Annotated in this window: 17 protein-coding genes and 2 pseudogenes; 3 read left to right on the forward strand and 16 right to left on the reverse strand. The window is 39.2% G+C overall.

Annotated elements, in window-relative coordinates:
* Window positions 1–34 precede the first annotated feature (34 nt).
* Entirely contained in the window at window positions 35–505 is a 471-nt protein-coding gene (locus tag AC3KZC_RS19445; RefSeq protein ID WP_490580191.1) for a patatin-like phospholipase domain-containing protein, read from the reverse strand.
* Between the two features lie 208 nt (window positions 506–713).
* A complete protein-coding gene (locus AC3KZC_RS19450) occupies window positions 714–935 on the reverse strand; it encodes a hypothetical protein (RefSeq protein WP_490580192.1) in 222 nt (73 codons plus the stop codon).
* A 218-nt stretch (window positions 936–1,153) separates the two neighbouring features.
* On the opposite strand from AC3KZC_RS19450, the pseudogene AC3KZC_RS19455 reads away from it, so the two are divergent.
* A pseudogene (locus AC3KZC_RS19455) lies at window positions 1,154–1,312 on the forward strand (IS110 family transposase); the annotation flags it as partial.
* A gap of 28 nt (window positions 1,313–1,340) precedes the next feature.
* Here the strand turns inward: AC3KZC_RS19455 and AC3KZC_RS19460 are convergent.
* The 13 genes from AC3KZC_RS19460 to AC3KZC_RS19520 form a co-directional block, all read right to left on the reverse strand.
* Entirely contained in the window at window positions 1,341–1,955 is a 615-nt protein-coding gene (locus AC3KZC_RS19460; protein WP_490580193.1) for a helix-turn-helix domain-containing protein, read from the reverse strand.
* Window positions 1,956–2,157: 202 nt separating this feature from the next.
* The gene (locus AC3KZC_RS19465; protein ID WP_490580194.1) at window positions 2,158–2,559 is read right to left on the reverse strand and encodes a hypothetical protein; all 402 of its coding nucleotides are present in this window, start codon (window positions 2,557–2,559) and stop codon (window positions 2,158–2,160) included.
* 100 nt (window positions 2,560–2,659) lie between these two features.
* Window positions 2,660–3,112 carry a GIY-YIG nuclease family protein gene (locus AC3KZC_RS19470; RefSeq protein ID WP_490580195.1) on the reverse strand — a complete coding sequence of 151 codons (453 nt, stop codon included), beginning with the start codon at window positions 3,110–3,112 and terminating at the stop codon, window positions 2,660–2,662.
* 107 nt (window positions 3,113–3,219) lie between these two features.
* On the reverse strand, window positions 3,220–3,711 hold the full coding sequence (locus AC3KZC_RS19475) for a hypothetical protein (RefSeq protein ID WP_490580196.1): 492 nt from the start codon (window positions 3,709–3,711) through the stop codon (window positions 3,220–3,222).
* 123 nt (window positions 3,712–3,834) lie between these two features.
* Window positions 3,835–4,125, reverse strand: a complete 291-nt coding sequence (locus AC3KZC_RS19480) for a hypothetical protein (protein WP_490580197.1) — start codon at window positions 4,123–4,125, stop codon at window positions 3,835–3,837.
* A 104-nt stretch (window positions 4,126–4,229) separates the two neighbouring features.
* Entirely contained in the window at window positions 4,230–4,562 is a 333-nt protein-coding gene (locus AC3KZC_RS19485) for a hypothetical protein (protein ID WP_490580198.1), read from the reverse strand.
* Between the two features lie 182 nt (window positions 4,563–4,744).
* The gene (locus AC3KZC_RS19490) at window positions 4,745–5,161 is read right to left on the reverse strand and encodes a hypothetical protein (protein ID WP_518525930.1); all 417 of its coding nucleotides are present in this window, start codon (window positions 5,159–5,161) and stop codon (window positions 4,745–4,747) included.
* 109 nt (window positions 5,162–5,270) lie between these two features.
* Window positions 5,271–5,618: a DUF6176 family protein gene (locus tag AC3KZC_RS19495; protein WP_490580200.1), complete on the reverse strand. Its 348-nt coding sequence runs from the start codon at window positions 5,616–5,618 to the stop codon at window positions 5,271–5,273.
* A 119-nt stretch (window positions 5,619–5,737) separates the two neighbouring features.
* On the reverse strand, window positions 5,738–6,028 hold the full coding sequence (locus AC3KZC_RS19500) for a hypothetical protein (protein WP_490580201.1): 291 nt from the start codon (window positions 6,026–6,028) through the stop codon (window positions 5,738–5,740).
* 113 nt (window positions 6,029–6,141) lie between these two features.
* A complete protein-coding gene (locus tag AC3KZC_RS19505) occupies window positions 6,142–6,528 on the reverse strand; it encodes a hypothetical protein (RefSeq protein WP_490580202.1) in 387 nt (128 codons plus the stop codon).
* 141 nt (window positions 6,529–6,669) lie between these two features.
* Window positions 6,670–7,134 (reverse strand): DUF4262 domain-containing protein, encoded by a 465-nt coding sequence (locus AC3KZC_RS19510; protein WP_490580203.1) that lies wholly within the window; start codon window positions 7,132–7,134, stop codon window positions 6,670–6,672.
* 107 nt (window positions 7,135–7,241) lie between these two features.
* Window positions 7,242–7,823 carry a tetratricopeptide repeat protein gene (locus AC3KZC_RS19515; RefSeq protein ID WP_490580204.1) on the reverse strand — a complete coding sequence of 194 codons (582 nt, stop codon included), beginning with the start codon at window positions 7,821–7,823 and terminating at the stop codon, window positions 7,242–7,244.
* 116 nt (window positions 7,824–7,939) lie between these two features.
* Window positions 7,940–8,374 carry a hypothetical protein gene (locus AC3KZC_RS19520; protein WP_490580205.1) on the reverse strand — a complete coding sequence of 145 codons (435 nt, stop codon included), beginning with the start codon at window positions 8,372–8,374 and terminating at the stop codon, window positions 7,940–7,942.
* 242 nt (window positions 8,375–8,616) lie between these two features.
* On the opposite strand from AC3KZC_RS19520, the gene AC3KZC_RS19525 reads away from it, so the two are divergent.
* Entirely contained in the window at window positions 8,617–8,913 is a 297-nt protein-coding gene (locus tag AC3KZC_RS19525) for a site-specific integrase (protein ID WP_490580206.1), read from the forward strand.
* A 203-nt stretch (window positions 8,914–9,116) separates the two neighbouring features.
* Window positions 9,117–9,848, forward strand: a pseudogene (locus tag AC3KZC_RS19530) (integron integrase); the annotation flags it as partial.
* A 258-nt stretch (window positions 9,849–10,106) separates the two neighbouring features.
* Here the strand turns inward: AC3KZC_RS19530 and AC3KZC_RS19535 are convergent.
* A complete protein-coding gene (locus AC3KZC_RS19535; protein ID WP_490580207.1) occupies window positions 10,107–12,356 on the reverse strand; it encodes a collagenase in 2,250 nt (749 codons plus the stop codon).
* Window positions 12,357–12,450: the final 94 nt, after the last annotated feature.

Here is a 12,450-nt window from a genome sequence, read left to right on the forward strand (position 1 = left end):
CCCAACATAAAAACTGCTTTGCAGCTAGCAACTTTTACAGGCCTTTTATATCGGTACCGTCATGCTCATTCGATGAGTTATTGGCACAGTTTACTTTTAAAGCCTCGTCGATTGTGACTTTTGCACTTACATGAACCTTGCCACAGCCTGACTCGATATTTATTTTCTCTTTTTGAATAAGCGTAAATTCGCCTTCTGTTTCTGATTTCAATTTATATTCATAAGCGATATCTCCGCCTTCAAACAAGGCGGTAAACAATCCACCGACTAATGCACCCGCAAGTGCACCGGCAATCATATCCTCATGATCTCCGTCTAATTCATCAATCACACCAATAGCTGCGCCTCCTGCAATCCCTGTTTTCACTTGAGATGAAAGCCTGACTTGCTGCATAGAGACAATAGATACGTAAAACTCTTTAATGATTTCATTTTGGTCGGCTCTATCAACGCCAGAAGTTGAACAACCTGAAAGGAGTAAGAAAGGGATAAGTAATTTTTTCATTTTTGTTTCCATTTCATGTTTTTTTTCACTATAGCCAAAAATGAGTTATGAAAATGTGGGTAAAATGTTTTTTATTTGTAATAAACTGTAGAAAATCAACGTCACGCTACATTCTCGTTCCCAATACTCAACCTAATTTATGCCGTGATACAACTGATACCACCGCTCTATCACCTCATCATTTGACCAGTTTAATGCCCGATTTCTATCAACCATCAGCACCAAATGGTAATATTTCATGCTCCTGCCTTACACCTGATGACCAACTTTGCTGTTGTAAAATGCTCCCTGCATTTTGCTGATTCGACATCACCGCATAGGCCGCAATATCAATCGCAAGGTCTTCATTCGTTGAGTAAAAATAACAACTTAAATCGCTCAAGCAGCCGTGTGTGTCGGTGTTGAAAGTTTTGACCTGAATATTTATCAAACCCCGCTAAAAGTGCGCGGCAAACACAGCGACTAATGCAGTTCTTTTGTTAAATGGGAATAGAAGGAGCGGAGTCTAAATCAATTGACGAACGTCTTGCTTGTGCCCTTTTTTTTTGCAAAAAGTAGCCACCAAAACAGGAAATGATTAATTAAAATTAGACCCACTATTGTGGTTTTTCAACGAGATATTTATGGGTGTCATGTATTTTTTCTCAAGCCATCCAATCAAACCCTGTTTTTAAATCAACTTATCAGCGATTAGTTGCTGCTGGGAAACCGAAAAAAGTAGCGCTTATTGCATGTGTTAGGAAGATGATTGTAATCTTAAATTCGATGCTCAGAGACGGGGTGATGTGGGAAGCGCCAAAAGTTTAAAATTAGCTATTGACGCCATAGTCTCTTGTTAGGCTTGTTTTGCAATGGAGTTTGAACCTTTACCTGTACTTAATTTTAAGTCGATAAGAAAATAAATAATACAAAAAACAAAGCCAGAAAAAAGGCCATTTAATAAAGTATTTGTACTTTGACCACCAATTAATGAAAAAGCGAAGTAACAAAATACATAGATAAAAAATACTCTTACGCTACGTTTTAAAACACTGTGATTTTTAGTACTTTCAGAGAAATACCAATTAAATAACGAGTGCATTATTGCAGAAAGAACGAACATATTAGCTATAAGAAATATGTAACTTGGTTCTGTAAAAAATAAGTAACCAACAACTGATATTAAAAAAGAGAATAAACCTACCGATATTACAATTTTATTTGGTTTATATTTTGCTACAGAGTCCATGTTAGTTTTTAAAGCATCAACCAAATCTAATTCACTTAAATTAATATCAAACGTTGCCGCTAAGCACACTTTTGACTCTCTAGAAATATTTCCCTCAGCCTCTACTCGTTGAATTGTTCGTAAACTTAAACCTGATAAGGCAGATAACTGTTCTTGTGACCAACCTCTTTTATTTCTTAAGTTACGTACCTTTTCAGAATCGATTTTCATATTAATGTCCATTTGAAGCTCCTTTAAATAATAGAGCCTTTAGTATCCTAGATAAATAGAAGCTTTACCACGCCACTTTACCGCCATCACCCGTAAAACGTACGCCAAACTGACCGACAAGCATAACGCCTCACTAAGAGGCAAATAATAGTTGGTTAAAATAAGCGACGAAGGAGCAAAAACCAACTGTTATTTGTCCTGCTTGAGTGACTTGTTATATCTCAAGTCCTAGCTTTTTGGCATTTCTTTGTGTTATGCAAAAGAATATATCAGGGTACTCTTTAAACTCTATTTTAAATTTAAATATCAAATTGCGCTTTTCAATAGAAAACGATAGATCTTGAATTGGCACAAGTAAATTTGGCGTAAAAAACTTAAAGAATGGATTTATAGATAAGTGCATATAATTATCGTTAACACCAATATTTAAAATCCCATTAAAATAATCATTCTTAGTAAAGTTTGCCGATATATTTTTAATTATCACATCATCAAAATCTTCTTTATTTTTATACTTCTCACTTAATTTTGACCATCCACTGCTTTTTGAAAAAGACGAGAGAATAAATAAGAAGAAGCAAATAAAAATAAGTAGGAAGATTAACTCAAAACTCACAGCTCACTCCTTGAGATATAACGGCGCAAGCAAAGGCGAGCGTAGCGAGTCCAGTGGCGTGAAACGCCACGATTTTGACTTGCCTTGTTAGCTGACTCGCTCACTTATTATTACCACCCTGCTTTCCAAACGCTGGTTGTAGATCATGAGATAAGGCATCTTCAATTATTTGGAGGACGGCCAACGACTCATTATAAACCTTGACGGTAATTTTTTGCCTACCCTTAAACCAATGCTTCAAATGTAGCGAATAAGTACCTTTTGGACCATCACCTAAGTGCTGCTCAATTCGCTTCTTGACTCCAGTTGTAGAAGAACCGACATACATTACAGGCGATGGTGAATTTAATTTTGAACAGGAACGTTCTCTTGATTTTTTGTACACCGAATAATCTATAAATGTTTTCTCCGGTTGCCCATCTATTTCTTCAATTATGTAAATTGCTTTTTCTATATCATCTAGATCAGATAGTTCTTTAAGCTCAAACTCTCTTATTGGTACAGCCTTTTTTGCCAACCTACAATTCTCTATAAGTTCATCGATATAGCTCATGACTTCCCTTCCAGCTAACGCCCAATTAAGGGGCTGTTAATGTTTGGCTAAACTGTGTAGCGAAGCGAAACCGAGCCAAACGTTAGCAGTCCCGCTTGAATTGCTTGTTATACAACTTTTATCTGTTTTTCCCAGTTTTCCCATGAAATGAGCCTACCTGGATAAGCAATATTTTTAAAAGGCCAATCGCTTTGCATCCAATCCGATATTATTTTAAAAAGCTGTTCTTCAAATTTAATACTGTCAGAGCGAATCCAGAAATGAACTTCACAATCGTAATCTTTGGAACGACTTGGATCTATGTAAATAGAACCAAAGCATTTGGTTTTAGTATTATTTAATACAGAATATGCGAAGGCTTTTCTAGTTTTAAATTCATATTCATGAACTTTTAAGTCACTCATATTTTCCTGTAATGTCATATTTGATTTTGGCCAATCAGAATTTTGGCCAAATATCCCTTGAAGTTCCGCTCGGCTAGACATTACAGCTTCATAATCCATTGTCGCAACGTTTAGTGCTAATGGGAAAATATGAAACTTATCAGTTTCTAAATTGATTGGAGCTTTAAATTTGCTAGGAAGAAAGTGTTGTGACATTCATCAAAACCATAGAGTTGTATAACGTCCCGTTAAGCGGCGAGTAATTGTTGGCGTAAAATTGTGAGGAACGAACCAATGCCAACAGTTATCCGTCCGAATTAAACGCCTTGTTATGAAACGCTACCACGATACATGTCCTAGTGCTTCTTTATATGATGCCATTGCTTTAAAAAAGGCATATTTAACACTTAGCCTTTTAATGAATACCTGATAACAAAATACAGGTAAAAGCCAAACGATAAACAAAAAAGCCTGAACAAATAAGGCTACAAAAACAAACTCATTAGAAATGCCATCGACTAAAAAGAAAAGCAGCACAAAAGCATTAATAATAAAGAATGACCAAATTGCCCATCGAGCATCTTTGATTAGTTGCCTTAATTCTGTCACTGGGTTAGCAGGTTGCATCATAATTCTAAAGTTTCATAACGCCCTAATAATGGGCAAAAAATTGTTGGCTAAAATGTTGAGGAACGAAAACAGCCAACTGTTTTTTGTCCTTATTAATTAGCTTGTTATGTAGCATTTTTAGTTATACCACGAAAATAACCGCCAATGAATATTGCTACCAAAATAGATATTGCAGAAATGGGTAAATCAATAAACCATGTTGGTGAAATAAATACAGATCCCATAAGTACAGAAACGATAACAAAAGCTACAGTTGAACTTATTACAACGGTTATAAAAAGGTGCAATAGAACCTTGGAACCTTGTGTTTTAGCAAATAGCGTTAGGATAATTGAACCGACAATGAATGCTGGTACTTTGAAATAAATTAGCAAGTCACGTCCTGTTTGTTGCTCTAAATTATCGGCTCCAATTAACAACGTTGTTAACGTACTCACTAACGTGAGCGCTATAAAATGGAATCCTGAAAATTTTATTATACTCGACCAGTTCAACATGCTTCCTTGCTACATAACGCCGCCGTCACGCGGCAACTTTGGAGTTGTTTTTTGTGGCAGCGTAGCGCCCGCCACAAAAAAAGCGACGGAAAAATTGCTCGCTGTGCACGGCTTTGTTATGACTATTTTTGATAGCCATGGATAATCAAATGATCATCTAGCTCCTTTAGCGGTAGCTTACCTAACCTATTAATATCCGATAGAAATGCTTGATAAGTAGCATCATCTAGATACTTGGCTCCGCTAATTGGATTTCGCTTAGCTTCATACTTGGCGCACTTTATCGCAAAGATTTCTTTCAGATAGAACGGTCCATGCACACAGCAGTCTTTAGTATGATCACCTTGTACTCCATCCTCGGGAAAGAAAACATCACTCAAAAACTCTTCATCACCTATGAACGAAAAGTTAATTGCGACTCCATGCTTGCCTACCAAATCTAACACTTCTCTCCACTTGGTATTATTCATCAGTGAAGACGAGTAGTTAGTAATGAGCTTGTTTATTCTACGTTCGTAGTCATTCATCTGGGTAGTCATAACGCCTACTTAAGCGGAAAAATATAGTTGGCTATAATGTGAACGGAGTGAAACAGCCAACTGTATTTTTTCCGTTTGAAGTTCTTGTTATGTTTTTGATAACTCTACTTTAACCTGAAAATGTAAATGATGAATTAAAACAGAATACTGGTTCTAAATCTTTGTAAGGCTCTGGAGCCCAACAAGTGGTTCTAAAGTTTTCATAAACATCCCTAAACGGCGATACTATTAATTCACTTTCATCCATCATTATTTTAGAAAAATCAGCGGATTTGATAACAATATAGATGAATTCAAATTCATCGTCTTTTTCATAAAATACAGAATCCCAGAAGTACCCTTTTTGTTCCATTTCGCTTTTTGGAAACTCAATATTTTCACGCATATAAGAGATCAAAGTATCTAAATCACTTCGAGAATTGGGGTTCAATTTAATTTTTAACAGCTTAGATTGCACTCATACCTCTAGAAAAACATAACGCCCCAGTAAGCGGCGCAAAATAGTTGGCTAAAATTAGCGAAGAATGAGCGCAAGCCAACTGTTTTGCGTCCATTCTTGACTGGCTTGTTATGTTTTTATTGCACCATATTTTTGCTTTTTGCAGTGGACGCCAACAACGAAACCGATACTGCATAAGTAAAAAAGAAAACGATATAACCTGCGGACAAACCAAAAAGCCCCAAAAAATTACTTTCAATTGAAATGTCATAAATCAAGAAAGCTGATATAGGCAATGAAACAACCGAAATCGCTTTAGTTTTCGCGAAAGCGATTAGCTTATTTTTGATGTAAGGAACAGCCAAGACCAGAACAGGGATTAGTAACAACCCTGCGAATAAAATATCCATTTTTACTTCTATGTTCATATCAATATCCAGTTCCGATTAAAACATAACGCCCAAATAACAGGCTAAAAATAGTGGGCTAAAATGGAGCGAAGCGAACAGCCCACTGTTTTTAGTCCTTGTTGATTTTCTTGTTATGTTTTGTTACGCACCAACTCAAAGCTTTGCCCTATACTAACCGCAGTAAAATTTGACGGGTTAGCCATTAATGATTTACCCATAAAATCTGCTGCCATACCGAAAGGCTTTTTAGTAAGTGTGTTTTTAAGAACGACACCTTGACTCATTTCATTACTTAAATAGTTAAATGCTAAATCATTGCAGTCTTTTACCCAAACCACACTTTCACCAGCTACTTCACTTTTAGGGATGCACTTTAGATCTATAGATTTAGTTTTATGATTAATAGTTAATTCTGCGAATTCTGTACTTATTGGATCAACTCTCTGAGAATTAACCTGTACTTCTGTTGAAGTACAACCGCTTAATAACAAAGATATAAATAACACTCGATATTTCATTTTAACTCCATTTAAAAACATAACGCCGAGCTAAGCGGCAGGCTTTAAGTTGTGGCTTTGCCATAAAATGAGCGAAGCGAATGGCAAAGGCGCGACTTAAAGACTGTCCAGCACACGTAGTGTGCGAGCTTGAGCGATTTGTTAAATTTTTTGTATTTTACCTGATGAGTTTAATATTGGTTGCGCCCAAGTATAGTATTCTGATTTTTCTTCAGACCAAGGCCACATGCCGTTTGTAGCAGGCCAAATAAGTTGATAAGCTCTAAAGTCATCACCTGCGTATAGCCATAAGCCCCAACCAAGATATTCTTTATAGTGCTTTTTATCCATTTCAATGAAAGTAATCTCAAACCCTTCAATAAAGTCAGAATAAAATTTACCGGGAATAAAATCCTCACCTTGAAGCAAGCGCTGACAGTATTCGTTGATAATAAAATGAGCCAATTCAGATTTTAGACCAACAACAATTAATTCGGGTTTATTTTGCTTTTTTTCTATGCCTATAGAATAGGTAAAACAAGGCTGACCTTCCTCTTCAAATATATTTAAAACATGGCAGCCATGTTTCTCAATATTTTCAAGTGCTTTAAGATCATGCTCGTCCATTTGTACGTTCTCAATTTAACGCCCAAATAATGGGCTAAAAATTGTTGGCTAAAATGTTTGAGGAACGAAAAACAGCCAACACTTTTTTGTCCCTGTTAATTTGCTTGTTATGTTTCGATTAAGTCATTTTCTTTTAGAAAAATTATCGCATCTTCATAGCCGTTATTTGCAGCCAAAAACATATAATCTATTGCTGTGTCCTCGTCAATTGCGCCTCCCTCTCCATCAATTAGCATACCTGCATAGTAATATTGAGCCTTAGGAACACCTAAATCAGCTGAGCCCTTAAGGTATTCTCTAGCTTTTACCATGTTCTCACTCACACCTATACCATTTGCATAAATTGATGAAAGAAGGAATCCAGATTTTGGATTTTTTCCAATAAACGCCCGTTTAAGCCAGAAGATTCCTTCGGGGATGTTCTTCTCAACGCCTTTGCCTTCTACTTTTAGGGAACCTATAGCTAACTGAGCTGCCGGAGACCCTTTATATGCATATTCTTCCATTAACTCAAAGCCAGCGTTTATACCGTCGGCTTTGCTCGAAAGGAGTGTATTGATGAACTCGGCATCTATTTCCGAGCAGTTTTCTTGAAAAAACTGATTTGAACTCGCTAGCAATTCCTCATCATTAAGGTTTTCTTGAGAGATTGATTCTACAAATTGTTTAACTCGCTCTAAATTTGACACTTTACCTTCCTTGAGAAACATAACGCCTCGTTAAGAGGCAAAAAATTGTTGGCTAAAATTAGCGACGAAGGAGCAAAAGCCAACTGTTTTTTGTCCTTTTAAACGACTTGTTAGATTTATTTTTTTAACACCGAAACAAGTCCTATCACAGCACCAATTAAACCAGTACATAAAGTGAAATAAAAAGCGATTACCTCACGCTTTGCCTTTTGCTCGTCCCTTATTTTAGTTCTTAAATGGTGAATACCATTTAGAGTTAAAATTTTTACTGAACCACTTTCATCACCAAAATCATGGTTGGTGTACATAAGCGGTTCACTTTCGTCTGGCATTGGGATAAGCAACGAATCTGCTTTAGATTTAAAATATGAAGTTTTTCTATATTCTATCCACATATCCAAATCATGCTGTTGAGATGCTAAAAAAGACAAATGACCTTGATCATCTTTATCCTCATAGCTTTTTTCAATTTCAACATATTCATTCTCAAGTTTTGCCACTTTCTTTTTCAGAGAATGTAGCTCTTTTCGATATTTTAGATACGCGAGCATATATTCTCCGAATAAATCTAACAATTTAATATCGAGCGATTGGGTCGTTTTTCTACCGTGAACCGTCTCGAGTTTCTACTTCCGGAATTTTTATCACATTGGATAACATATTGCTACAAAAAGCCTTCTTCCTCTAAGGCTAAAATTACTTTGGAGTGAAAACGACCCAGTGGCTCGTTTTCTTGACTATACGAGAAACTCATCAACACTGTATATATATACATGCATTCAGGAAGGTATCTATGAAAACGCACTCACCGTTTCTAAACTCCATTTATGATTTTATGTTAACTCGTCAATACTCGTTAAGGTCAATCAAGACGTACCTTAAATGGATTTCGTCTTTTATCCATTTTCATAATAAGCGTCATCCAGCTTCAATGGGTGATAATGAGGTCGAACAGTACCTTGATCATTTAGTCTTAAACGACAATGTATCACCCAAAACTCAAGCAACAGCGTTAAACGCACTGGTCTTTTATATACCCAATCAACTTGAAGATGCCTGTTTCAGAGCCCCACCGTGTTTCCAATACTAGGCGCGCTAATGCAGGAATGTAGGCACCTTTTAAATTAGCGTAACAACGTAGTGGATACACGGTGACGCTCCCAAGGGGCAAGTTTTACAGGCGTTTATGCGGCGTGATTGATTTTGATAAGGGGACACCATTACCTGCAATCAATACCTTGCCTAAACGCCTGTAAACTCTTGCTGAAATCAAGCATCTCCAGGTTAATTGGGTATAAACACATTATTAAGCAAGAGCTTAATTGCTCATTGAACTTTGTGAGGAGTAAACGTCAAGCAAAACTTCCGGTCGTGATGACACCCGAAGAGGTCAAACTGCTTATGTCGCATTTGGGCAAACGTTATTATTTAATCGCGGGATTAATGTATGGTAGTGGTTTACGAGTTATGGAAGCTGTCCAGCTTAGGGTTCAAGATATTGATTTTGACTATAAGTGTGTTCGTGTTTGGAACGGCAAGGGCAACAAACACAGAATAGTCACCTTGGCAGCTGAGCTCTTCCCATTACTTAGAAATCAAATCCATCAGGTAGATGAATACTTAAAACTCGACTTACAAAAACCAACGTTTGCGGGCGCTTGGATGCCACATGCGCTTGCTAAAAAATATCCAAGCGCCAATAAATCATTGCCTTGGCAGTATCTTTTTCCATCTTACAAACTCAGTGCTGATCCGGAAACGGGTGAAATCCGCCGTCATCATTTTCATGAAACCGGGATCCGAAAAGCAATTAAACAGGCTGCCAAAGCTGCGCATTTAACAAAACCCATTACACCGCATACTTTACGCCACTCCTTTGCCACCCACTTGCTACAAAACGGGGCTGATATTCGCACTGTGCAAGCCCAATTAGGCCACACCGATGTGAGAACAACACAAATTTATACCCATGTTTTACAGCAAGGCGCGAATGGTGTGGTTAGCCCGCTATCGACACTGCTTTAAAGATATACAGAGCAATATTGCTGATTCTGAATGCTAATTATCGACGTTTTGTGTGGTTAAAAACCGCTCACCCAAGGCTGTTGAATCACACTTAAACCCGACCTTAAATCTCCATGACGCATACAAGCGCAGGGACAATATAGGTTCTTTCCAACTAAAAAAGCAGCACTGGGGGAGTGCTGCTTTGCATTGTTGTGTAGGAAAATGAATGGTGTAGTGGCGCGCCCTTTAAAGAAACACGCCATACACATTAAGGTGTTATTTTACATCCACTTGCAAGGCGACCCCTGCGGCTGTGGTGTCAGCGGTAATGTAGTACCAACCCACACTAGGGTTACTGACCGTAATACTTTGCACCGTTGTACCTGCTGTTGTCGACTTATACTGATATTGCGTGGCGCTTGCCCACGAAATATCTGAGTATAATTTCACTTCGCCTGCACCATGAGCAGTTTGAATGGTCACTTCGCTTTCGTTACCAGTAAAATAAATGTAGTAACTGTTATGGCCTTGGCCGGTACAAATTGCTTTACCCGACTCAACTGCGCCATAAGTAAAGGCACTTTGCGTTGCACAGGCATTGGCAATCGCGGCGTCCACTGGCGGCTCAGTACCACCGTTGTCTCCCCCGTCAGCCTGCCCTTCTGTGACTGTTAAACTCACTCCTTGGTATTGGCCACTCGTTTCAAGGCTGATATAACGCCATCCTCGATTTGCAGTCACGGCTAAGGTTTGCGCTGTGCCACTGTTACCCGATTGCGCTTGGGCATTACTTTGTGTGGCCCATGTATCGGCATTAAAGTAAATGCCAACATCGCCCTCTCCTCCTGCGGTGGCAATGACTAAGTCAGTATTGTCGTTTTCAACCCACACATAAAACGAGCCTCGGCCACCGGCTACACATTCTGTGCTGGCTAAGTTTAAACGGCCTGAACTAATGGTTGCCTCACCACAGTTGCTCACTGAGCCGCCGCCATTATCTGGATCGTTCGGGTAGGGATCACTGTTGTCACCTTGACCATCGCCATCCGAGTCGAGCCATTCTGACGCATCATTTGGAAAGGCGTCGCTGTTATCGCCATAGCCATCGCCATCACTGTCTTTGCTTTCGCTCGCATCCAGTGGAAAGGCATCACCATTGTCACCGACACCGTCACCATCGCTGTCTTTACTCTCGTTAGGATCAAGCGGAAACGCATCTTCTGAATCAATGACGCCATCGCCATCACTGTCAAGTGGGGTGGTGTCACCCACCGTTTCATTGGTGATCTCATAGCTATTGACCGAATTTTCTTCGCTCATGACCGCTACTGCTAAACACTGACCGGTTTCGGTCGTCACTGCTGCACGGCGATTACCAAACCATTTCCAACTGGTTGCGCTATCGTACGTATCGCCAGTATTGAGTGTTTTAAAGCCAAAGCTTTCACTCAGCTCGCCAGTTTCGTTATCAACGCGATAAATACGCACTGGGGTATTGCTGGTATTCACAAATGAAAAATCTGCTTCAAATGGGCCGGTTAAGTGTTTTTGCATCAAGTCACAGCTGCCTAACGTATTGGCGGCTGGAATGATTTCGGCTGGCTCTGCGGTGGCAACCATACTCTGATCGATTGTGAACGCTGCCGTTTGGTGATTAAGTACGCCCACACTTAAACAGTTTAAGCGCGCATCAGTCACCATAAGGCGACGATCGCCATACCAAACATCTGAGCTGTACGTTTCACCTTGCGCTAAAGTGCCATAACCAAAATCAAATCCTGTTGCCGCGCTGGCATACATAGGTTTGCCGGTTAAGTTATCAATACGGAATAAACGCACAGGGGTATCTGTGGTGTTCGTAATACTAAAGCCATGCGAGGTATCTTTAATAACGTGCGGTTGCACTAACGCGCAGCTGCCCATCTGGTTTTGCTCTGGGATGACTTCTGGCACGATGTTTTTAACGAGCTCTGCATCGATGTTAAAGGTGTTGTTTTGTTCACCCATAACCGCCATGCCTACACAGTTTAAATTGCCATCGCTGAGCATTAAGCGATCCCCTTCGCTCCAATTTGTACCGCTATAGCTTTCGCCCTGATTGAGGGTTTGATAGTTTTTAGCAAAATTCGCTTTACCAGTATTATTGTTGACCCAAAACAGCGAGATCGGCGTGTTAGTGGTATTGCTAATGGTAAAATTAGTTTTTGCAGCATCCACTTTACGCACATATTGCTGGGCTAAATCACAGCTACCTATGCTATCGGGTGCAGGTAAGGTTTCGGCCTTCGGCGCAACGGCTTCTGAGTTGGCAAGTACAAATGCTTCGAAACCTGCTTGAGTTCGCGCTTCGATTGCTTTTAACGTACTCACATAATCAGTTTTGTTGCCTGAGCGCATCGCAGCGGTGAGTAAATGAATGTCGTCATTATGCTCTTGCGCTAAATAACGCATTGCAAAGTAACTCCACGGGTAGAGCTCATCATAGCCATACGCCATAAATAATAAGTTATATAAAGGGGGGATCACTTTAATGCCGATCAGTTAAGAAATATTTTACTGATCGGTTGACCGATCTTCTGTAGATGTAACAATCCGATGAGCCCACATGTCATCGGATTTT

Source organism: Pseudoalteromonas sp. J2K-J031, assembly GCF_058197095.2.